Genomic DNA, 20,028 nt, shown 5'->3' with positions numbered 1-20,028 from the left:
GATGGTGGTCGCCGCCCTGGCGCTCGCCCCCCTCCCCGCCCCAGGCCGATCTGGAACTTGTGATGATCGAGCAGGCCGGATGCTTCTATTGCGAGCAATGGCACGAAGAAGTCGGCGACGCCTACGCACAGACACCCGAGGGGCGGGCCGCCCCCTTGCGCCAGGTGCAGCTGTCTCAGCCGATGCCGGACGACCTCGCGATCACGCGCCGCGCCGTTTACACGCCGACATTCATCCTGGTCTCCGAGGGCACGGAAATCGGCCGGATCGAAGGATATCCAGGTGAGGACTTCTTTTGGGGACTTCTTGAGCGTATGATCGTGGAAACCGGGGTAGATCTGGAAACGGGGGCGGACCCTGTCACCAACTGACGCGACAGGGCGGAAAAGACATTTGGCACGTACGGCATCAAGGTTCAGCGATATCGCGCATCTCGTCGGGACAGCGCCCGCCGACGAGGCCCGCGAGGCCGAGGCCCGCGAGACCGGGGCGCGTGCGCACAGGCCGCTCAACCGGCCGACGATCTTGCCCCGTGCAGGTGAGGCTATGGATGACGCGACATGGCGTCTGTTGCGCGACCACGCGCAGGAGGCGTCGGATTTCCTCAAGGCGATCAGCCACGAAGGGCGTCTGATGATCCTGTGCGCCCTGGCCGATGGCGAGAAATCGGTCACCGAGATCGAACAGTTGCTGTCCTCGCGGCAGGCCGCGATCAGCCAACAACTGGCCCGGTTGCGCCTCGAGGGGCTGGTCACGGCCCGACGCGAGGGCAAGCAGATCTTTTACAGTTTGACAGATGATCGGGCCCGCCGGATCATCGAACAGGTTTACGAGTTGTTCAGCAGCTAGACGCCGGCCCTGCGGGAGAGGAGCCCGCAGCCGACCGGGCGTTCAGCCACGCAGGGAGGGAACATGCTCGACATTCTCGGGGAAACCGGGGCCATCCTGCTGATCGGTCTGGTCGGCGGGATCGTCCTGGGACTTGCGGCGCGGCTGGGACGGTTCTGCACGCTCGCCATGATCGAGGATGCCCATTATGGCAACGATCTCAGCCGTCTGTGGCTATGGGTCATGGCCCTCGGCACGGCCCTTGCGGCGAATTTCGCCCTCGATGCCGCCGGATTGATGGAGATCAGCCAATCCTTCTACATCACCAATGCCTTCCCGGTCCTGGGCGCGGTCCTGGGCGGGCTGATGTTCGGCTACGGCATGGCGCAGGCGGGAAATTGCGGCTTTGGCCACCTGGCCCGGATCGGCGGGGGCGATCTGCGCTCGCTGGTGATCGTCCTGGCGATGGGCGTCACCGCCATGGTCACGATCTCGGGCCTGCTGGCGGCGCTGCGCATCCGCCTCTTCCCCGTCACCTTTTCGCCGGACCGTCCGCAGGGTCTGGCCCATGCCGCCGAGCGGATCACGGGCATCGATGCCTCGCTGATCGGCATGGCCCTGGGCGTCGTGATGATCCTGGCCGCGATCCGGTTTCTGCCGACCGAGCGGCGGGCCTCGCACCTGTTCTGGGGCGGACTGGTGGGCCTGACCGTGACCTCGGGGTTTTTCGGCACCTGGTGGGTGGCGAATACCGGGTTCGGGGCTTGGCCCGTGGTGTCGCACGCCTTTACGGCGCCGGTCGGCGACACGATCCACTACGCGATGTTCTCCAGCGGGCTCGATCCGAAATTCGGGATCGCATCGGTTGTCGGCGTCATCATCGGTGGCGGCATCGGCAGCGTGATCCGCTTCGGCCTGCATTGGGAGGCGTGCGACGACCCCCGCCAACTCAAACGGCAACTGGCCGGGGCAGGCCTGATGGGCGTGGGCGCGGTTCTGGCGGCGGGATGCTCGGTCGGACAGGGGCTATCGGGCTTTTCGGTGCTGGGCTATACGGCGCCGCTGACGGCGGCAGCGATCTGGGCGGGGGCCTGGCTGGGCCTGCGCCAGTTGATCGTCGGCTTCGCAGCGCAACACTAGGCCCGGCCGTTAGCGCGAAAAGCGGACGATCCCACCCCCCGGCGCGTTGCTGGCGGCCCCGATCTCGGCAAAGCGCATCTCGAATCCGTCTGGGGCGATGTTCACCTGAACGCGGACGCGGTCGCCCACATCGAACACGGTATAGTCCGGCGTGACGCGGCCGGTGATCGTGAAATCCTCGGGCGTGTCGCTGCGCAGATGCCCGGTGCCGCTGACCCGCGCGCCCGTCTGGCGCAACGCCCACGTCCCGTCAAAGCGCCCCTCGACCGAGGCGCAGGTGATCTCGGCGTGCCAGCTTTGCGAATCGGGTGTCGTGCCACTGAGGCGGCAGCGCAACCGGGCCGAGGCCCCATCCTCGCGGATGATGCGCCCCTCGCCCTGCCAGTCCCCCGCAGTCGGGGAACGGGTCGGCGGCCGCCGGCATGGCCAGCAGCAGGGCGACAAGGATTGGGGCAAGGCGGGTCATTGTTTGAGGATAAGCCGCAGAAACGCCGGAAGGAACAGCACATCGACGATCAGCGCCACGACCAGCGCCAACCCCACCAACAGCCCGAACATCGGCAGGCTGGGCACCGCGCTGAACAGCGTGGCGCCCAGCCCGGCCAAGAGCAGCACGGTCGTTCCGATCATCGGCCGCCCGGCACTGGCCAGCGCGTGATGCAGACGCGCAGGCACATCGCCGCGCGCAAGGCGCAGCCGGTTGAGATAATGGATCGTGTCGTCGACCGCGATCCCGAAGGCCATCGTCATCGCGATCGCCCCGGTCAGCGTCAGGCCCGTCCCGCTGAGCACCATGGCGGCCTCGACCGCGACGATGGGCAACGCACTGGATAGCGCGCCGATCAGGCCCAGCACCATGGACCGCAGGTGTACCGAGACCAACACCACCACCGCACCGAGCGCGAGGTAGAAGGCCAGCCGCATGTCGGCGATGATCTGCGGCACCAGTTCGGCGGTGAGCAACGAGTAGCCCGCGATCTGCGTCACATCGCCCAGGCCGGCCTCGGCAAGGGCGGCCGCCAGAGGGGCCACCTCGGCATCCAGTGGCGCGCCCTCGAGCGGCAGGGGCAACAGCACCGGCAGGGCATAGGACAGTCCGTCCGCGGCGACGAACGGGCTGTCCCGATCCGCCAACAGGGTCGCAAAGGACCGCGTGTCGGGTCCGTCATAGATGACCGCGGCGGCCCGGGCGAGGCGGTCTTCATCCGGCGCGGACAGGCCGGGGGTGCCATCGGCATCCTGCACGACGAGATACAGACTGGCATTTCCGAGGCCCGCATCGGCCATCAGGTGCAGGCCGCGCCCCAGCGTGCTGTCGGCCTCGACATGTTCATCAAGGCCAAATCGCGGATCGGCCGCCCCCAGAAAGGGCAGCAGCGCCAAGGCCGCACACCCGGCCATCACGGTCGTGCGTTTGGGTCGATCCAGCCAGCCCTGCGCCGCCTGCACAGCCGGGCCGAAGGCATCGCGCCGGGGGGCACGCTCGACCCCCAACGCGCGGTGGATCACGGGAAAGGCCAGCAGAAAGGCCAGAAAGACCAGCACCATGCCCAACGGCCCCCAGACGGCAAAGGCGGTCAGGGCATCGGTCCCAATCACCGCGAATGCGACAAAGGCCATGGCCGATGTCGCACTGGTCATCGCCGCCGCAGGCAGGGTTTCGCGCAGGGCCGGGCCAAGGGCCCCGTCCGACGCCCCCGTAGCGGCCGCGTGACGCTGGATGGCATAGTGCAGATGCATGCAATCGGCAAAGCCCAGCACGATCAGGATGGTGGGGATCACCGACAGGAACGGGTCGAGCGGCGTGGCCGTCGCCGACAGCAGCCCGAGAAACCACAAGGTGCCCATCAGGGGCGGCACCGCGCAGGCCACGGCCGCCCGCCACGACCGCAGTGCCAGCATCGTCGCCAGCACGCAAAACAGGATGGCCAGCGGCGTGACCACGACCTGATCGCGCAACAGCGCACTCGTCACGGTGCGGTCGATCTCGGCCTGACCGACGATCTGGATATCCAGCGGGGGAACGGCCCCCAACAGAGGCACAAGATCGGCCGCTATTGCACCCCGATCGGTCCCCCGCTGGGCAATCAGATGGATGAGGGTCGCGCCGATCTCGGGCGCGACCAGCCGGTCGGCATAGGCCGCCTGATCGACAAGGGCCGCCAAGCGCTGCTCGGGCGGCATGGCCAGGGCCGCGGGGCTGCCCATGAAGCCCGCCGTGCCGTCGGCGGCGGGCACGGTGAAAAGGCTGACCACCTGAGACACGCCCGACAGGAACTGCAGGTCGAGCACGAGGTCTTCCAACGCGCCAAGACCCGCGTCGCTGCCCAGGATGTCGGACCGGACCAGCAGAACCTCGTCGGCCTCGCCAATCGAAAACGCCTGAGCGAACCGGTCGTAGCGTGCATAAGCCTCGGACGGGCCGGCCAGGGCACGCACAAGATCGGAACTTGCCGACAGGCCCCGCACGGCCCAAAGCGACATCAACACCGACAGGATCAGCGACAGGGTCAGCAGCCCCCGCCAGAGCGGCCGCGACAGGACGCGGAGCATCAGGCCCGCGACCCCGCCGATCTTTGCGCGCTCTGCTGGTTCCGCCATGCCGCCCCCGCCCCCGCCGCCGCCCGGTGACCTCAGGCGTCCCAGGCGATGGTGCTCTGACGCTGGGTGCCCAGGCCCTCGACGCCGCAGGCGATCTGCTGGCCGGCGCGCAGGAACACCGGCGGCGTCTGCCCCATGCCGACGCCCGGCGGCGTCCCGGTCGAGATGATGTCGCCGGGCTGAAGGCTCATGAACCGGCTGATATAGCTGACGAGGTGGCGCACCCCGTAGACCATCGTCGCGGTCGATCCGTCCTGATAGCGGTGGCCGTCCACCTCAAGCCACATCGCCAGCGCCTGCGGATCGGCGATCTCGTCGGCGGTGACCATCCAGGGACCTGTGGGGCCAAAGGTATCGGCCGATTTGCCTTTGACCCACTGGCCCGCGCGTTCGATCTGGAACTCCCGCTCGGACACGTCGTTCACCACGCAATAGCCCGCGACATGCTCCATTGCGCGGGCCTCGTCGACATAGGACGCGGGCTTGCCGATCACGATGCCCAGCTCGACCTCCCAATCGGTCTTTTGCGCACCGCGCGGGATGCGGATATCGTCATTCGGCCCGCAGATTGCGCTGGTCGCCTTGAAAAACAGGATCGGCTCGGGCGGGATCGCCATGCCCGCCTCGGCGGCGTGATCGGCATAGTTCAGGCCGACGCACACCATCTTGCCGATGGCCCCGACGCAGGGCCCCAGGCGCGGTGTTCCCTCCACCCGGGGCAGGCTGTCGGGGTCGAGGGCTGCCAGACGAGCCAACCCCTCGGGCGTCAGCACCGCGCCCGCGATATCGGTCGAATGGGCAGAGAGGTCGCGGATCTGCCCCGCCGCATCCAAAAGCCCCGGCTTCTCGGCGCCGGCCTCGCCATAGCGCAGCAGTTTCATGTCTCGCCCTTCCCTGGTTGCAGTTCTCCCGCACGGGTGTGCCCAAGCGTGACCTCGGGTTCAAGACGGAACTCGGGCATGGACGCTGCCGCGTGGCTGGGCCAGTCTGCGCGCACCCTGGTTTCGAGAGGCCGCCCATGAGCCATGACATCGTGATCCTCGGCGTGTTCGTCGCCGATACCGCCTACCGCGCCGCGCGCCTGCCGCGCATGGGCGAGACGCTGATCGGGTCGGGCTTTGCGCTGGGGCCGGGGGGCAAAGGCTCGAACCAGGCGGTCGCCGCGGCACGGGCGGGCGGGACGGTCGGCTATCTCACGCGGTTGGGCGACGACGATTTCGGCGCGATGGCGCGCGAGATCTGGGCCGAGGCCGGGGTCACATCGCTGGCCACGGTCGATCCCGAGGGGTTCACCGGCGCGGCCTTCGTCTTTGTCGACGAGGCGACGGGCCAGAATGCCATCATCATCAGCCCCGGCGTCGGGGGCGAGATCTCGGCGGCCGACGTCGTCGCACGGGCCGATCTGATCCGGGGCGCCAAGGTGGTGATGACCCAGCTGGAACAACCCCTGGACGCGGCCGAGGCGATGCTGCGCACGGGGCGCACGGGGGGCGCGATCACCATTCTCAACCCCGCCCCGGCAGCCGACGTGCCGGACGCGCTGTTGGGCTTGTGCGATTACGTCACCCCCAACGAGACCGAGGCCGAGGGGCTGACCGGCCTCGAGGTCACCGATCTCGCCAGTGCCGAGGCCGCGGCGCGGGCGTTGCTGGACCGTGGTGTGGCCAAGGCCGCGATCCTGACACTGGGGGAAAAGGGTGCGCTGTGGGTGGATCACGCCCGTGAATTCCACACCCGGCCCATGGACGCCGGGCCGGTGGTCGACACGACTGGCGCGGGGGATGCCTTCAACGGCGGGCTGGCCACCGCGCTGGCCGAGGGGCGCGGCCCCGAGGAGGCGATGCGCTTTGCCACCGCCACGGCGGCGCTGTCGGTCACCCGCCACGGCACGGCACGGGCGATGCCGACCCGCCCCGAGATCGAGCGGCTGCTGACCGGAGCGTGAGGGCTAGATCACGACCTTTTCTAGCAGCGGGCGGTTTTCAAGGATGCGTTCGACCCCGAAGGCACCGAGGTCGAGGCTGCGATAGCCGCCATGCACGATCAACTCGGCCACGGCGCGGCCCGTGGCCGGGGCCTGTTGCAGACCGTGGCCGGAAAAGCCGTTGGCACAGATGAAATTGGGGCATTCCGGGTGCCGTCCGACGATGAGGTTGTGATCGAGCGTGTTGTAATCGTAATGCCCGGCCCAATGACGGATCGGCTTGATCGCCTCGAAGGCCGGGGACCGTTCGGCGAGCGCGGGCCAGATGATCTCTTCGAATTCCTCGTGACGCGGGTCAAAATCGTCCCAGTCGACGGCGGGGTCCTCCAGCGGCGGCGCCCCGGTCAGGAAATAGCGCCCCTCGGGGCGACAATAGACGCCGCTGGGGTCGATCATCAGCGGCAGGCGGCCGCCATTGACCGTGGCGGTGCCTTGTGGTGTCCGGGCGCAGTCAAAAACGAACACCGTGCGTTTGCGCGGCTCGACCGGCAGCTCAAGGCCCGCCATGCGCGCCACCTGGGCCGCTCGTGCACCGGAGGCGTTGACCACGGTTCCGGCGGACACATGTCGCCCTGACGTGAGGATGACCTCGGTGACGCGGCCCTGTGCGGTCACAAGGTCCACGACCTCGTCGTTGATATACGCGGCCCCTTGGGCCCGGGCCTTGGCGCGAAACCCCTGCATCAGGCCGGTATTGTCGAACCACCCTTCGCCCGACCGGCCATAGGCCGCCAGATGGATGTCCGCGACATTGAGGTGAGGAAAGGCACGGGACAGCTCGTCTTGATCCCACAGCACGACATCGGCGCCGCAGGCCGACTGCACGGCGTGGTTCTCGCGCAGGATGCGCGCGGCCGTTTCGCTATTGGCCAGCGTCAGGTACCCGCCCTCGTGAAAATGCAGATCCGGGCCGGGGGCATCGGTTGCCGCGATCGCCGCGAAGTCGCGGATCACCTGAAGGCCATACTGGCTGATCCTGACATTGATCTCGTGCGAGAACTGGGTGCGGATGCCCGAGGCCGACAGGCCGGTCGAGGCGAAGGCATAGCTTGGGTCACGCTCGACGACCAGAACGCGCCCCCCGAAATCGGGGTCCGAGGTCAGGTAACTCGCCACCGCCGAGCCGATGACGGCCCCGCCAACGATCACAACATCATACTTGTCGGCCATGCCCACCCCGCCTTGTCCGCACGTGCAACGGCCTAGCGCGGGATCGGGCGGGCTGGCAAGACGCGCGGGCGGCTAGCGGTATTTCTCGATGAAAGCGTCGATGGACAGCGCGCGGAAATCGGGCAGCGCGGCCCCGAAGACATCATGCGACCAGTCCCACCAGGCGATCTCCATCAGCGCATCGGCCTGTGCGGGCGAAAACCGCCGCTTGAGCGGCTTGGCGGGGACGCCCCCGACGATCATGTAGGGGTCGACATCCCTCGTCACCACGGCCCCGGCCCCCACCACGGCCCCGGTGCCGATGGTGACGCCCGCCAGAACCGTGACGTTATGCGCAATCCACACGTCATGACCGACGGTGACCCAGTGATCCTTGCGCCATTCGAAGAACTCGGCCTCGTCCTCGCCGAACCCGTATTGCTCGGCGCGATACAGCGCGTGATGCTGGCACGCGCGCCATGTCGGATGGTTACCCGGGTTCAGCCGAACCATGTTGGCGATGTTCGTCCATTTGCCGATGGTCGACCAGATGACGTGGCCGAACTCGCAGATGTAGGAATAGTCGCCCATCTCGCAGGCGGCCATTTTCGTGAAGCGACCAACCTCGGTGTAGCGGCCAAGCGTCACGTCCGCGCCCAGCTCGGCCTCGGGGTGGAGCGTCGGTGCCACCCCGAGTGTCTTCTTGCTCATGGCGTCATCCTTCAATCGTGGCGTACGCCGATCACCCAAAGGCGAATGCGTTTCGACAGCCAGTCGATGGCAAAGATCAACACCAGCACATTCAACACCACGAAGGCCACCTGATCATAGAGCGAGGCGCGGAAGCGTTCGATGATGATCATGCCGATACCGCCCGCGCCCACGATGCCCAGAATGGTGGCCGAACGGGTGTTGGACTCGAGGAAATACAGCGATTGCGAGATGAAGACCGGCAGAACTTGCGGGATATAACCATATCGGATGACCGCCAGCGGCCCCGCCCCGGTCGAGCGGATGCCCTCGACCTGCTTGCGGTCGATATTCTCGATCGCCTCGGAATAGAGCTTGGACAAGGTGCCCAGATCCGACACGAAGATTGCCAGCACACCGGCCAGCGGGCCAAGGCCGACCGCCCGCACGAAGACAAGCCCCCAGACCAGTTGATCCACACCGCGCAGGATATCGAGAAATCGGCGCACGAGATGGCGGACCAGCGCGATGCGCACCACGTTCCTTGCGGCGAGAAACCCCACGAACAGCGCCCCGATGGTGCCCAGAAGCGTGCCCAGGAACGCCATCGCCAGCGTCTGCGCAATGCCCTTGTAGATGTTGGCGTATTGCCAATCGGCCATGTCGCGCCACACCACGAAATTGCGCAGCAGGTCCCAGACCCGCTGGGACGCGTCGGCCAGTTTCCAGATCTCGAAATACCACAGAGACCCGATCACGTAGACCAGGGCGATGATCCACGGCGTCCAGCGACGCACCGTTTGCCCGACCCCGCCGAAGGCGCCGGGATGTGCCGCGCGGATGCTGTCGATCTGTGCGTCGTCCATTATGGACAGCGAAGCGATGATCATCAGAAATTCTCCCGCCCGATGAAGCCGTGGCGCACCCGCTCGGAAATCAGGTCGATGATGGTCACCGTCGCGATCACGAGGATCAGAACCGCCAGCACCCGGTCATCCGAGTAGAACGAGATGACGCGGTTCAACTCCTGCCCGATGCCGCCCGCGCCCACGAAGCCGATGATCGACGAGGCGCGCACGTTGATCTCGAAGCGCAGCATGGCGTAGCTGAAGAAATTGGGCGCGACCTGCGGCACGACCCCGTAGGCGATCTTTTCGGCCCAGGTCCCGCCGACTGCGGTGATGCCCTCGACCGGGCGGGACGAGGCGTTCTCGTTGACCTCCGCGAACAGCTTGCCCAGGGCGCCGGTGCTGTGGATGGCAATGGCCAGCACGCCGGCCAGGGGGCCGATGCCGATCATGAACACGAAGACCAGCGCCAGCAGGATCTCGGGAATGCCGCGGCAGATCTCGAAGACGCGGCGCGAGATCCAATAGGCCCAACGCGACGGCGCGAAATTGGCCGAGGCCGAAAAGCTGAGGATGAAGGCAAAGAAGGTGCCCAGGAGCGTTGCCGTGATCGCCATCAGGACCGTCTCGAAGATCAGGCCCATGTAGTCCCAGAAATCCGTGTACCAGTAGATCAGCGAGCCGGGCACGGCGCGGCCGTCCTCGGTGCGCCCCTCGAACAGGAGATCCCATTGCAGATCGGGAATGATGGTTCCGAAATATTCGAAGATGCGCGGCACGCCATTGGCCAGCCGGTCGGGGTAAAACTGGCTGATATAGACCGACAGCCCGAGGCATAGGGCGAAGCCGACCAGCAGGACGATGTTCCACACCCGTTTCGAGGCGCGCAATTCGGCGCGATGGCGTTCAAAGGCATGCACGGCGTCGTGCGGGGCGTCGCCCGTTGCACCGGCCGAGCCGCCCATCATGCTGATGTCAGACATGGGATGCTCCGTCAGGCCAGTTCTCGCACGCGCGCTGCGGCCGGGATTGCGGTCGAGGTCGCGGCCTCGTTGAAGGCTTCATTCGCCTCGGCGCCGTAGATCTCGCGCGCCATGCCGGTGGTCAGCAGATCGGGCGTGCCGTCAAAGACGATACGGCCGTCCTGCATGCCGATGATACGGTCGCAATACTGCCGCGCGGTATCCAGCGTGTGCAGGTTGCAGATGACGGTGATGCCATCCTGGGTGTTGATGTCGCGCAGGGCGTCCATGACGATCTTGGCATTCATCGGGTCGAGCGAGGCGATGGGCTCGTCGGCCAGCAGGATCTTGGGCTCTTGCGCCAGAGCGCGGGCGATGGCGACGCGCTGCTGCTGGCCGCCCGACAGCGTTTCGGCCTTTTGCAGCGCCGTATGCGCCATTCCGAGGCGATCGAGCGCCTGGATCGCAAAGGCGCGTTCGCGCGGGGTGAAGACCTGCGCCATCGAGCGCCAGGTGGGGATGGTGTGCAGACGGCCGGTCAACACGTTGGTGATGACATCCAGACGCCCCACCAGGTTGAACTGCTGAAAGATCATCGCGCAATCCGAGCGCCAAGCCCGCAGCTCCTTGCCCGAGAGCTGGGCAATATCGGTGTCGCCGAACAGGATCTGCCCCTCGGAGGGGTCGATCAGGCGGTTCAGCAGGCGCAGAAGGGTCGATTTGCCCGCGCCCGAGCGGCCGATGATGCCGACCATCTGCCCGTCCGGGATTTCGAGGTTGGCGTTCCCGACGGCGATGGTGTCGCCGAACCTGCGGGTCAGTTTTTCAAGCTTGAGCATGGTGCGTCCCCTTTTCGCGCCTTGATGCGGGCCAATAGCCATGGCCAAGGGGCCGGTACGCACAGGCACCGGCCCCCCGTTCGGTCCGGTCGGCGCTCAGCGCTGACCTTCCAGTTCGCGACGCATGTTGATGATCGGCTCGTAGAAGGCGTGGTTGATCGGCCAGTAGCCCATCGCCTCGCCATCGTTGATCGCGTCGAAGCAGGCCCGATCCTCGACCTGCAGCTGCATCATGGCGCCCATCACCAGGTCCTTGAGGTCCTGCGGCAGGTCCGAGCGGATCACGCGCGGGCCGTTGGTGATCAGGTTCGACTGCCAGATGATCTGGATTTCCGACATGTCCAGCATGTCACGATCCACCATCGAACGCAGGTTGCCACGCGAATAGCCTTGGTTGATGTCGCCCACACCCGAGGTCCAGGTCACGCCGGCATCGTACTGACCGTTCAGCACCGCCACAACGGCCTGCTCGTGGCCGCCGCCAAACCCGGTTTCGCCGAAATACCCTTCCAGCGGGCCGCCCAGTTGCTCGGCCAGTTCATAGGAGGGCACAAGGTAGCCCGAGGTCGAGTTCGGGTCGGCAAAGGCAAGGCTGCGGCCTTCCATGTCCTCGAGCGTCTCGATGCCGCTGTCGGCACGGGTGTACATGACCGAGTAATAGCCCAGCGAGCCGTCGATCTGCATGGTGGTGTAAAGCGGCTCGACCGCATCCTTGTCCTGCAGGTAGATGCCGGCATAGCCGGACGAGCCGAGGCCCGCGAATTCCAGCTGGCCGGCCAGCAGGCCCTGCAACACGCCCGCGTAATCCGATGCGGGGAACAGTTCGACGTCAACGCCAAGACGTTCTTCCAGGTAGGCTTCCTGGCAGGCGTGGTCGCGCAGGCGGTCGGCTTCGTTCTCGCCGCCCAGCAGGCCGATGCGGAACACCGGCACCTCGTCGCGCCAGTCGGCGTCCTGGGCCAGTGCGGCGGTGGAGGTCAGGGCCGTCGCGCCCAGGGCGAGCGCGGCAATCGTCGGTTTCATCATGGGTTTGGTCCCTATGGCTAGTTCCGGTGAAATGATCCGGTGCGGGGCATCACCGCGACCGTCGCAGCCCACCCCGTCGCCTCGGGGTGCTAGGGATGTTTTGTGACCGCTCGGCAAAATCCATGTGAAAGCTCTGTAACCACAGGCCAAGCCGTTGATCCGCCCGGCGCTTTCGCCGATCGCCCAGTGACAGGGTGGCCATCACACGCCGGATCGCCGCATCGACAACCCCAGAATTTGTTGAGTTTAGCACCCCAGGCGTGGATCGCGGGGCGGGCCACTCAACCTGAAGTGTCGGAATCGCCCGATAACCCTTCGGCATCCTTCAGACCGCACCGGCGCCCTGTCACCAAAAGATCATCCCGCTGGCATGTACCCGTTACAAACCGCGCCTTTGTCGGGGCATCCCTGCCGCAAGGAGACATGCGATGTTCGATCAGGCCGACCCTGCCCTGCTGACACTGTCCAATGCCCGTATCGTCACGCCCGACGGCATCGTCGAGGGCGGTCTCGCCATCGAGGCGGGGCGCATCGCCGGGCTGACCCGGGCCGCTGGCGACCGCGACCTCGGCGGGGCCTTCCTGATCCCGGGTATTGTCGATCTGCACACCGATCACGTCGAACGTCACACCCACCCTCGGGTCGGTGTGATCTGGTCCTTCCTGCCCGCGCTCATGGCCCATGACGGCGTGGTGGTTTCCGGCGGCACCACCACCGTCTTCGACAGCCTGTCCGTCGGCGCCTCGATGAAACGCCCCGAACGGCGCGAGATTCTCGGGCCGCTGGTCGCCGCCCTGATCCACGGGCAGGATCGCGGCCTGTTCCGCGCCGACCACCTGCTGCACATGCGCTGCGAGATCTCGGACCCCACCACCATGGCCCTGACCGACGCCATCATCGTCCTGCCCGTGGCGCGGCTGGTCTCGGTTATGGATCACACGCCCGGCGACCGCCAAAGCCCGGATGTGGAAAAATGGTTCAACCACATGATCCACGAGATGGAGGTCGACGAGGTGACAGGCCGCGCCATGATGGAGGACCTGTTCGCGCGCTCGCGCAGCTGCGGACCCGAGGTGCGCGCCCATGTCATCGCCGCCGCCCAGGCCAACGCCCTGCCCCTGATGAGCCATGACGACCGGACCGAGGGTCATGTCGATCAGGCCGTCTCCGAGGGCGTCCATATCTCCGAGTTTCCCACCACGCTGGCCGCCGCCCGCCGCGCGCGCCAAGCGGACCTGTCCATCGTCGCCGGTGCGCCGAACTACCTGCGCGGTGGCTCGCAATCGGGCAATGTCGCTGTGGCCGAGTTGCTGGCCCATGGCCTCGTGGATGCGCTGGCCTCCGACTATATCCCGCGCTCGCCGCTGGATGCGGCCTTTGCCATCGCCGCCGATTCCGCCCTGCCGCAGGATCTGCCCGCCGCCATCGCGCTGGTCACGCGCGCCCCGGCCCAACTGACCGGTCTGAAGGATCGCGGGGCCATCGCCGACGGGCTGCGCGCCGATCTGGTCGCTGTGCGGCTGCAAGATGGTCAGCCGGTCGTTCAGGCGGTCTGGCGCGCCGGCCGGCAGGTTTTCTGAGGGGATCGACCATGACACCGCTCAAGATCGGGGCCGCGCTGATGGTGGCCGACCTGCCCCGCTTCCGTGATTGGCTGATCGCCGATCAGCGCGATCTCGAACTGCAGGACTTTCTGCTGCCCGAGGTTCTGCTGGGCGACTGGCCGGGGCGCGTGGCCGCCGCCCGCACCCATCTCGACGGGTTCGAGGGGCGGTTGGGCATCCACGGGCCGTTCTACGATCTGGCCCTCGACACCGCAGACCCCGAGATCGCGCCCATCGTCGCCCGGCGCTACGTCAGCGGGGTGCGCGCTGCCGCCGCGCTCGGGGCGTCACAGATGGTGATCCATTCCCCCTATTCCACGTGGGATTGGTTCAATTTCGGAAACAACCCGCGTATCGGGGCCACGCCCGCCGCCGCCGAGCGCAAGATCGACGCGGTCCACGCCATCCTGCGCGAGGCCGTCGCGCTGGCCGAGGCCGAGGGCATCACGCTGGTCATCGAAAACATCGAGGATATCGACCCGCGCTTTCGCCGCGATCTGGCCAGCAGTTTCGGGTCGGACGCGGTGAAACTCTCGATCGACACCGGCCACGCGCACTACGCCCACGGCGCGACGGGCGCACCACCGGTGGATTACTTCATCGCCGATGCCGGCCCGCTGCTGGCCCATGTGCATCTGCAGGATGCCGATGGGTTCGCCGACCGCCATTGGGCACCGGGGCGCGGAACGGTGAACTGGCACGCGGTCTTCGCCGCCATCGCCGCCCTGCCGCAGCGCCCGCACCTTGTGCTGGAACTGCGCGAGGCCGCCGACATTCCCGTTGCCATGGACTACCTTTCGGGTCAGGGCCTTGCCCGCTGAGGGCACCGCCGCGCGCCGCCCCGCGCCCAAGCGCCGAGGCGGGTTCAAGGCCCGCCGAGGCGCTGCCCCCTCACGCCACGCGCGTGCCCGCCGACCACACACCGCGCAGGGCCGGCACGCCCTTGACGGTGGCGAAGCGGATCACGTCGGCGCGCATCCCTTCGGCCAACCGCCCGCGATCCATCAGCCCCGTGGCCTGCGCCGGCGCGGCCGAAACCGTGGCCATGGCCTGCGCCATGTCGTCCCAGATCTCGCCCAGCTTCACCGCCGCATAGAGCAGCGCCGCGGGCACATAATCCGACGACAGGATATCCAGAAGGTCGGCCTCGGCCAGGTCCCGCGCCGCCACATTGCCCGAATGCGACCCGCCCCGGATCAGGTTGGGCGCCCCCATCATGACCTTGATCTTGTGCTGATGGCAGGCGCGCGCCGCCTCCTTGGTGGTGGGGAACTCGGCCAGTGCAATCCCGTGCCCGGCCGAGCGCACGACATGGCTCAACGTGGTGTCGTCATGGCTGGCCAGCACCGCGCCCAGGCGCTGTGCGGCCTCCACAGCCGCGGCCTCATGCGCGTCGCGCACCCGATCGCCGAGGGCCTTGCGGGTCGCCACATGGTCCATGAACACCTCTTCGCTCAGGCCATGCTTGCCCTTCATGTAGGTGCGGTACTGGTCGATATCGGCGAATTGGCGCTGCCCCGGCGTGTGATCCATCAGGCTCAGGATACCGACGCGATCCTCGGGCGAAAACTGCGCCAGTTCCTCGATCAGGGTTTCGGAACAGATCTCGGCCCGCAGGTGGATATGGTGGCTGATCTTCAGCGCCGCGGCCGCGCGCATCTCGAGCAGTTCGTGCGCCAGGTCGCGGGCATAGCGCGACCAGCCGATTCCGCCCTTCCCCTCGATCGACCCCACGCGGATCGCGTCGAACACCGTGGTGATGCCGCAGGCCGCCAGTTCCGCGTCATGGGCCACGATCGCCGCGTCATGCGGCCAATGCGCCGAGGGGCGCGGGCGGATGTGACGTTCAAGGTTGTCCGTATGCAGCTCGATAAGGCCGGGGGCCACGTAATCGCCCGCGCAATCCACCGCACCCGGCGGCACACGCGGCCCGGTCGCGATCTCGACAATTTCGCCGCCGCGCAGGGTGATCGCCCCCGTCACCGCCCCCGAGGGCAGGATCAGGCGGGCATTGGCAAGCGTCAGCGTGTCGGGCATCAGGGCGTGGTCCTTGGGCATGTGTGCATCAACCGGAGCAGGGAATATGGATAGGTTCAAGCGATACGGCATCTACGCGGTCCCCGAGGGGCCGCTCTATCGCGCCGGCGCCCAATGGCTGGGCTGGGACAGCGTGACGGGCACCAGCCTCGCGCAGCCCGAGGTTGCGGGTCTGACCGCCACAGCGGCCGCCCTGACGGCCACGCCGCGCAAATACGGGTTTCACGGCACGATCAAGCCGCCCTTCCGCCTGACCCATCCCGACGAGGCCGATGCGCTCGACGCCGCCGCGCGCGCCTTTTGCGCCACGCGGTCCCCCGTGGTGATCGACCGGCTGGAGCTGCGTCGCCTGGGCTCGTTCATCGCCATTGTGCCCGCAACGCCCGATCCGGCGCTGTCGGCCCTGGCGTCCGCGACCGTCGAGGCGCTGGACGGGTTCCGTGCACCGGCATCCGAGGCCGAGTTGGCCAAGCGCCGCAAACCGGGCCTGTCCGACCGGCAGGAGCATTACCTCAGGCGCTGGGGCTATCCTTACGTGATGGACGCGTTCCGCTTTCACCTGACGCTGACCGGCAAACTGCCCAGCGCGCAGGCCGAGGTCACGCGCGCCGCCCTGGCCACGCATTTCGCGCCGGTGCTGACCGCCCCTTTCGTTCTGGACAGCCTGTGCCTGATGGGCGAGGACGCCGAGGGCATGTTTCATCTGCTCCACCGCTATACCCTCGCAGGGTAGAGCGCGGCCATGGCCTGCGCCACGGCCTCCGAAAGCGGGCCGGAGTTGTCGATCTCGGTGACCGTCAGGTCGGTGGGCATCTCGGGCGCTGGCCGCGACAGGCGTCGGGCGATGTCTGCCGCGCTTTCGCGGGCGCGCCCGGCCAGACGGCGCTTCAACGCCTCGGGGGTCGCGGTGATATGCAGCACGTGGACATCGTCGAACGCGCGGCCTGCCTTGCCCAGGACTCCGCGCGAGAGGTTGGCCAACACATCCCGACCGCCGCGTAACACGGTCTGCACCTCGCGCGGGATGCCGTAGCTCAGCCCATGCGCCTGCCAGTGCAGCGCGAAATCCCCGCCAGCGGCCCGCGCCGCGAACAGGGCCGGGCTGATCCCGTCGAACGCCTCGCCGCCCACCGCTTCGGGTCGGGTGATGACGCGGCGCGCGCGATAAAGATCGGGGCGCGCGGCGCAGAGCGCCTCCATCACGCTGTCCTTGCCGACGCCTGACGGCCCGACCACGGCGATGAACCGCCCCGCCATCACGCCGCCCTCGGGGTAAAGGCCGACACGTCGATCTCGCGATCGGCGACACGGGCGCGCGCCTCGAGATCGTGAAAGATGCCGACGATGGCCGCGCCACCAGCCTTGGCCTCTTCGATCAGGGACAGGACCGTCTCGCGGTTGGTGGCGTCCAGGCTGGCGGTGGGTTCGTCCAGCAGCAGGGCCGGGTAGCCATGGGCAAAGCCGCGCGCGATGTTCACGCGCTGCTGTTCCCCGCCCGAAAAGGTCGTGGGCGACAGCGACCACAGCCGTTCGGGGATGCGCAGCCGCGTCAGCAGATCGCGGGCGCGGTCGAGCGCCGCGTCTTCGCTGCGCCCCAGCGCCAGCAGCGGCTCGGCCACCACCTCCAGCGTGGGCACACGCGGTAGGACGCGCAGGAACTGGCTGACATAGCCCAGCGTCTCGCGCCGCAGCGCCAGGATCTCGCGCGGCGCAGCGCGGGTGATGTCGATGCCATCGATCCGCACCGACCCGCCCTGCGCCGTGTAGTTGCCGTAGAGAATGCGCATCACGGTGGATTTGCCCGCCCCGCTTTCGCCGGTTAGCGCCACGCATTCACCGGGGGCGACCGAAAACCCCGCCCCCTCGATCACCGGGATGACGGCGCCGCCCTGATTGTGGAGCGTGAAATTCTTAGCGAGATTTTCGACCTTGATCATCGGGGGCCTCCTCAGACGTGCAGAACCGAGCTGACGAGCAGCTGCGTATAGGCGGCCTGCGGATCGTCGAGCACCTGATCGGTCAGACCGGTCTCGATCACATGGCCGTCCTTCATCACCATAAGCCGATCCGCCAACAGGCGTACGACAGCCAGATCATGCGTCACCACGATGGCGGAAAGACCCATGCGCCGCACAAGCCCGCGGATCAGGTCCAACAGCCGGGCCTGCACGCTCACATCAAGGCCCCCGGTCGGTTCGTCCATGAACACCAGCCGGGGCCCGGTCACGAGGTTGCGCGCGATTTGTAGGCGTTGCTGCATCCCGCCCGAAAAGGCCGAGGGACGGTCGTCGATCCGCTCGCCCGCGATCTCGACCCGGCCCAGCCAATCCAGTGCCTGATCGCGGATATCGCCGTAGTGCCGCGCCCCCACGGCCATCACGCGTTCGCCCACATTGCCGCCCGCGCTGATCCGCATGCGCAACCCGTCGCGCGGGTTCTGGTGGACAAAGGCCCAATCGGTGCGGCCCAGCATGCGGCGTTCGGGTTCCGACATCCGCAAGACATCGCGCGGCCCGTCGGCGCGGGTGTCGAAGACCACCCGCCCCGCGTCCGGCGCCAGATGCCCGGCAAGGCAATTGAGCAGCGTGGATTTGCCTGATCCGCTTTCACCGACGATCCCCAGCACCTCGCCGGAGTACAGGTCGAAACCGACATCGGCGCACCCGATCCGTGCGCCATAGCGTTTCGTCAGGTCCTGAACGGACAAAAGCGGCGTCATCGGTGCATCTCCAGAAAACGGGTCATCATCGGGTCGATCGTCTCGGCCGCATCGAAGGGCAGCATGTGGCCGGCCTCGATCTCGACCAGTTCGGCCTTGGGCAGGGCGGCATAGGCATGCCGCTCCATCTGCCCGGTCAGCATGCTGTCGCGCCCCAGCAGGGACAGGACCGGCATGGTCAGCTTGGGCAATAACGGGCGACCGTCAAAGCGCGCGGTGGCCACCATCGCATCCTGAAAACCGCCACGGTCCATTGCCTCGATCCGGTCACGGATCGCGGGGCGAGCCGTGACGTTTTCAGTGCGCCGCGCCATCATCCGGGCAAAGCCGCGCGGGCCGGGAAACCGCGAAAACACGGGCGCGGTCCAGACACCCAGACGTTTCGGCATCCAGTCGGGCAGCGACAGCGGCACGTCGATCAGGATCAAGGCGCGGCAGCGGTCGGGGGCCCTTGCCGCCAGCGCCATGGCCACCATGCCCCCCAGCGAATGGCCGACGATGGCAAAGCGCGGCGGCAGGCCCGGCACCAGTGCCTTGGCATAGGCCGCGACCGTGTCACCGGCGCGCGGCGCGGCCCCATGGCCGGGCAAATCGGGCCAAAGACCCGTCTCGGCCTGCGGCCCCCAGCGCAGCCCGTTCAGGCCGGTGCCATGGATCCAGACGGTCTCGCTCATGCGGGCACCGCCTCGCCCAGTTTGCCCACATGCCCCTCCGCACGCCGCGAGGCGCAGAAATCGGTGTCGGAACACACGAACATGCGACTGCCCCGATCGTCGGTGATGACCTCGTCCAGATAACTGTCCTCGGCCCCGCAAAGCGCGCAGGCATGCGGCGCCTTGGACGGATCGAAGGGGTAATCCTCGAAATCAAGGCTGACGACCTTGGTGTAGGGCGGCACGGCGTAGATGCGCTGTTCCCGCCCCGCACCGAAAAGCTGTAGTGCCGCGCTTTCCAGCTTGGGGTTGTCGAATTTCGGGATCGGGGATGGGTCCATCACGTAACGCCCCTCGACCGTGACCGGGTAGGCATAGGCGGTCGCGATCTCGCCGTGGCGGCTGATATCCTCGTAGAGCTTCACATGCATCAGCCCGTAATCCTCAAGCGCGTGCATCTTGCGCGTCTCGACCTCGGAGGGTTCGAGAAACCGCAGCGGCTCGGGGATCGGCACCTGATAGACGAGGATCTGATCCTCGGTCAGTGGCGTTTCGGGGATGCGGTGGCGGGTCTGGATCACGGTGGCCTCGGCCGTGTGTTCGGTCGTGGCCACCCGGGCGGTCTTTTCAAAGAACTTGCGGATCGAGACGGCGTTGGTGGTGTCATCGGCCCCCTGGTCGATCACCTTGAGCCTGTCATCCGGCGTGAGGCAGGCCGCGCTGACCTGAACCGCCCCCCGTCCCCCAGCCGTATGGCATGGGCATTTCACGGCTGGCGAAGGGCACCTGATAGCCCGGCACGGCGACCCCTTTCAGGATCGCGCGGCGGATCATGCGCTTGGTTTGTTCGTCGAGATAGGCGAAGTTGTAGTCAGACATGAGAGCCTCGGAGGGCATTGGCGATGGAATGGGTGCTTTGGGGGTTTTGGCGGTCTCGTCGCCGTGGTG

General features: G+C 67.2%; 21 protein-coding genes and 1 pseudogene. 7 read left to right on the top strand and 15 right to left on the bottom strand.

Annotated elements, in window-relative coordinates:
- Window positions 1-62: 62 nt before the first annotated feature.
- The 3 genes from ROSELON_RS10510 to ROSELON_RS10500 all read left to right on the top strand — a co-directional run bounded on the left by ROSELON_RS10510 (window position 63) and on the right by ROSELON_RS10500 (window position 1,968).
- A complete protein-coding gene (locus tag ROSELON_RS10510; protein WP_051508468.1) occupies window positions 63-371 on the top strand; it encodes a thioredoxin domain-containing protein in 309 nt (102 codons plus the stop codon).
- Between the two features lie 175 nt (window positions 372-546).
- Window positions 547-849, top strand: coding sequence for an ArsR/SmtB family transcription factor (locus tag ROSELON_RS10505; RefSeq protein ID WP_038651412.1), 303 nt, complete (start codon window positions 547-549; stop codon window positions 847-849).
- Between the two features lie 63 nt (window positions 850-912).
- Window positions 913-1,968, top strand: a complete 1,056-nt coding sequence (locus ROSELON_RS10500) for a YeeE/YedE family protein (RefSeq protein ID WP_025312355.1) — start codon at window positions 913-915, stop codon at window positions 1,966-1,968.
- A gap of 9 nt (window positions 1,969-1,977) precedes the next feature.
- Here ROSELON_RS10500 and ROSELON_RS10495 read toward each other — a convergent pair whose 3' ends face one another.
- The 3 genes from ROSELON_RS10495 to ROSELON_RS10485 form a co-directional block, all read right to left on the bottom strand.
- A complete protein-coding gene (locus ROSELON_RS10495; RefSeq protein ID WP_025312354.1) occupies window positions 1,978-2,304 on the bottom strand; it encodes a hypothetical protein in 327 nt (108 codons plus the stop codon).
- Window positions 2,305-2,430: 126 nt separating this feature from the next.
- Window positions 2,431-4,569 (bottom strand): RND transporter family protein, encoded by a 2,139-nt coding sequence (locus tag ROSELON_RS10490; protein WP_025312353.1) that lies wholly within the window; start codon window positions 4,567-4,569, stop codon window positions 2,431-2,433.
- A gap of 32 nt (window positions 4,570-4,601) precedes the next feature.
- Window positions 4,602-5,450: a fumarylacetoacetate hydrolase family protein gene (locus ROSELON_RS10485; RefSeq protein ID WP_025312352.1), complete on the bottom strand. Its 849-nt coding sequence runs from the start codon at window positions 5,448-5,450 to the stop codon at window positions 4,602-4,604.
- A 137-nt stretch (window positions 5,451-5,587) separates the two neighbouring features.
- On the opposite strand from ROSELON_RS10485, the gene ROSELON_RS10480 reads away from it, so the two are divergent.
- Window positions 5,588-6,514, top strand: a complete 927-nt coding sequence (locus ROSELON_RS10480; RefSeq protein ID WP_025312351.1) for a ribokinase — start codon at window positions 5,588-5,590, stop codon at window positions 6,512-6,514.
- A gap of 3 nt (window positions 6,515-6,517) precedes the next feature.
- Here the strand turns inward: ROSELON_RS10480 and ROSELON_RS10475 are convergent, their stop codons facing one another.
- From ROSELON_RS10475 to phnD, 6 genes are all read right to left on the bottom strand, one after another.
- Window positions 6,518-7,723 (bottom strand): NAD(P)/FAD-dependent oxidoreductase, encoded by a 1,206-nt coding sequence (locus tag ROSELON_RS10475; RefSeq protein ID WP_025312350.1) that lies wholly within the window; start codon window positions 7,721-7,723, stop codon window positions 6,518-6,520.
- A gap of 72 nt (window positions 7,724-7,795) precedes the next feature.
- Window positions 7,796-8,413 (bottom strand): LbetaH domain-containing protein, encoded by a 618-nt coding sequence (locus ROSELON_RS10470; RefSeq protein ID WP_025312349.1) that lies wholly within the window; start codon window positions 8,411-8,413, stop codon window positions 7,796-7,798.
- A gap of 11 nt (window positions 8,414-8,424) precedes the next feature.
- Entirely contained in the window at window positions 8,425-9,282 is an 858-nt protein-coding gene (phnE, locus tag ROSELON_RS10465; protein WP_025312348.1) for a phosphonate ABC transporter, permease protein PhnE, read from the bottom strand.
- A complete protein-coding gene (phnE, locus tag ROSELON_RS10460) occupies window positions 9,282-10,223 on the bottom strand; it encodes a phosphonate ABC transporter, permease protein PhnE (RefSeq protein WP_025312347.1) in 942 nt (313 codons plus the stop codon). The genes phnE (ROSELON_RS10465) and phnE (ROSELON_RS10460) overlap by 1 nt, the downstream gene beginning before the upstream one ends.
- An 11-nt stretch (window positions 10,224-10,234) precedes the next feature.
- Window positions 10,235-11,041: a phosphonate ABC transporter ATP-binding protein gene (gene phnC / locus ROSELON_RS10455; protein WP_025312346.1), complete on the bottom strand. Its 807-nt coding sequence runs from the start codon at window positions 11,039-11,041 to the stop codon at window positions 10,235-10,237.
- A 96-nt stretch (window positions 11,042-11,137) separates the two neighbouring features.
- A complete protein-coding gene (phnD, locus tag ROSELON_RS10450; protein ID WP_025312345.1) occupies window positions 11,138-12,067 on the bottom strand; it encodes a phosphonate ABC transporter substrate-binding protein in 930 nt (309 codons plus the stop codon).
- A gap of 428 nt (window positions 12,068-12,495) precedes the next feature.
- Here phnD and ROSELON_RS10445 point away from each other — a divergent pair, with 428 nt between their 5' ends.
- Entirely contained in the window at window positions 12,496-13,647 is a 1,152-nt protein-coding gene (locus ROSELON_RS10445; RefSeq protein ID WP_025312344.1) for an alpha-D-ribose 1-methylphosphonate 5-triphosphate diphosphatase, read from the top strand.
- Between the two features lie 11 nt (window positions 13,648-13,658).
- Window positions 13,659-14,492, top strand: a complete 834-nt coding sequence (locus ROSELON_RS10440; protein WP_025312343.1) for a sugar phosphate isomerase/epimerase family protein — start codon at window positions 13,659-13,661, stop codon at window positions 14,490-14,492.
- Window positions 14,493-14,562: 70 nt separating this feature from the next.
- On the opposite strand, the gene ROSELON_RS10435 is transcribed toward ROSELON_RS10440, so the two are convergent.
- Window positions 14,563-15,708, bottom strand: a complete 1,146-nt coding sequence (locus ROSELON_RS10435; RefSeq protein WP_025312342.1) for an alpha-D-ribose 1-methylphosphonate 5-triphosphate diphosphatase — start codon at window positions 15,706-15,708, stop codon at window positions 14,563-14,565.
- Between the two features lie 46 nt (window positions 15,709-15,754).
- On the opposite strand from ROSELON_RS10435, the gene ROSELON_RS10430 reads away from it, so the two are divergent.
- Complete coding sequence (locus ROSELON_RS10430; protein WP_025312341.1) at window positions 15,755-16,441, top strand: DUF1045 domain-containing protein; 687 nt, start codon at window positions 15,755-15,757, stop codon at window positions 16,439-16,441.
- Here ROSELON_RS10430 and phnN read toward each other — a convergent pair.
- From phnN to ROSELON_RS10405, 5 genes and pseudogenes are all read right to left on the bottom strand, one after another.
- Window positions 16,423-16,965 carry a phosphonate metabolism protein/1,5-bisphosphokinase (PRPP-forming) PhnN gene (gene phnN / locus ROSELON_RS10425; protein WP_025312340.1) on the bottom strand — a complete coding sequence of 181 codons (543 nt, stop codon included), beginning with the start codon at window positions 16,963-16,965 and terminating at the stop codon, window positions 16,423-16,425. The genes ROSELON_RS10430 and phnN overlap by 19 nt on opposite strands.
- The gene (phnL, locus tag ROSELON_RS10420) at window positions 16,965-17,645 is read right to left on the bottom strand and encodes a phosphonate C-P lyase system protein PhnL (RefSeq protein ID WP_025312339.1); all 681 of its coding nucleotides are present in this window, start codon (window positions 17,643-17,645) and stop codon (window positions 16,965-16,967) included. Before phnL ends, phnN begins: the two co-directional genes overlap by 1 nt.
- Window positions 17,646-17,656: 11 nt before the next feature.
- Window positions 17,657-18,427, bottom strand: a complete 771-nt coding sequence (gene phnK, locus ROSELON_RS10415) for a phosphonate C-P lyase system protein PhnK (RefSeq protein WP_025312338.1) — start codon at window positions 18,425-18,427, stop codon at window positions 17,657-17,659.
- Complete coding sequence (locus ROSELON_RS10410) at window positions 18,424-19,101, bottom strand: alpha/beta fold hydrolase (protein ID WP_025312337.1); 678 nt, start codon at window positions 19,099-19,101, stop codon at window positions 18,424-18,426. The genes phnK and ROSELON_RS10410 overlap by 4 nt, the downstream gene beginning before the upstream one ends.
- Window positions 19,098-19,959, bottom strand: a pseudogene (locus tag ROSELON_RS10405) (alpha-D-ribose 1-methylphosphonate 5-phosphate C-P-lyase PhnJ). Before ROSELON_RS10405 ends, ROSELON_RS10410 begins: the two are co-directional and overlap by 4 nt.
- Window positions 19,960-20,028 lie beyond the last annotated feature (69 nt).

It is taken from the genome of Roseibacterium elongatum DSM 19469, from assembly GCF_000590925.1.
Classification (GTDB): Bacteria; Pseudomonadota; Alphaproteobacteria; order Rhodobacterales; family Rhodobacteraceae; genus Roseibacterium; species Roseibacterium elongatum.
Note: the sequence above shows the minus strand (reverse complement) of the source record. Positions and strands in the feature narration are given on the sequence as shown.

Coding starts and splice junctions, on each gene's coding strand:
- phnE (WP_025312347.1), bottom strand. CDS start 10,223: ATGTCTGACATCAGCATGATGGGCGGCTCGGCCGGTGCAACGGGCGAC.
- ROSELON_RS10505 (WP_038651412.1), top strand. CDS start 547: ATGGATGACGCGACATGGCGTCTGTTGCGCGACCACGCGCAGGAGGCG.
- ROSELON_RS10430 (WP_025312341.1), top strand. CDS start 15,755: ATGGATAGGTTCAAGCGATACGGCATCTACGCGGTCCCCGAGGGGCCG.
- ROSELON_RS10480 (WP_025312351.1), top strand. CDS start 5,588: ATGAGCCATGACATCGTGATCCTCGGCGTGTTCGTCGCCGATACCGCC.
- ROSELON_RS10445 (WP_025312344.1), top strand. CDS start 12,496: ATGTTCGATCAGGCCGACCCTGCCCTGCTGACACTGTCCAATGCCCGT.
- phnK (WP_025312338.1), bottom strand. CDS start 18,427: ATGACGCCGCTTTTGTCCGTTCAGGACCTGACGAAACGCTATGGCGCA.
- ROSELON_RS10500 (WP_025312355.1), top strand. CDS start 913: ATGCTCGACATTCTCGGGGAAACCGGGGCCATCCTGCTGATCGGTCTG.
- phnE (WP_025312348.1), bottom strand. CDS start 9,282: ATGATCATCGCTTCGCTGTCCATAATGGACGACGCACAGATCGACAGC.
- ROSELON_RS10485 (WP_025312352.1), bottom strand. CDS start 5,450: ATGAAACTGCTGCGCTATGGCGAGGCCGGCGCCGAGAAGCCGGGGCTT.
- phnC (WP_025312346.1), bottom strand. CDS start 11,041: ATGCTCAAGCTTGAAAAACTGACCCGCAGGTTCGGCGACACCATCGCC.
- phnN (WP_025312340.1), bottom strand. CDS start 16,965: ATGGCGGGGCGGTTCATCGCCGTGGTCGGGCCGTCAGGCGTCGGCAAG.
- ROSELON_RS10410 (WP_025312337.1), bottom strand. CDS start 19,101: ATGAGCGAGACCGTCTGGATCCATGGCACCGGCCTGAACGGGCTGCGC.
- phnL (WP_025312339.1), bottom strand. CDS start 17,645: ATGATCAAGGTCGAAAATCTCGCTAAGAATTTCACGCTCCACAATCAG.
- ROSELON_RS10490 (WP_025312353.1), bottom strand. CDS start 4,569: ATGGCGGAACCAGCAGAGCGCGCAAAGATCGGCGGGGTCGCGGGCCTG.
- ROSELON_RS10475 (WP_025312350.1), bottom strand. CDS start 7,723: ATGGCCGACAAGTATGATGTTGTGATCGTTGGCGGGGCCGTCATCGGC.
- ROSELON_RS10470 (WP_025312349.1), bottom strand. CDS start 8,413: ATGAGCAAGAAGACACTCGGGGTGGCACCGACGCTCCACCCCGAGGCC.
- ROSELON_RS10510 (WP_051508468.1), top strand. CDS start 63: ATGATCGAGCAGGCCGGATGCTTCTATTGCGAGCAATGGCACGAAGAA.
- ROSELON_RS10440 (WP_025312343.1), top strand. CDS start 13,659: ATGACACCGCTCAAGATCGGGGCCGCGCTGATGGTGGCCGACCTGCCC.
- ROSELON_RS10435 (WP_025312342.1), bottom strand. CDS start 15,708: ATGCCCGACACGCTGACGCTTGCCAATGCCCGCCTGATCCTGCCCTCG.
- phnD (WP_025312345.1), bottom strand. CDS start 12,067: ATGATGAAACCGACGATTGCCGCGCTCGCCCTGGGCGCGACGGCCCTG.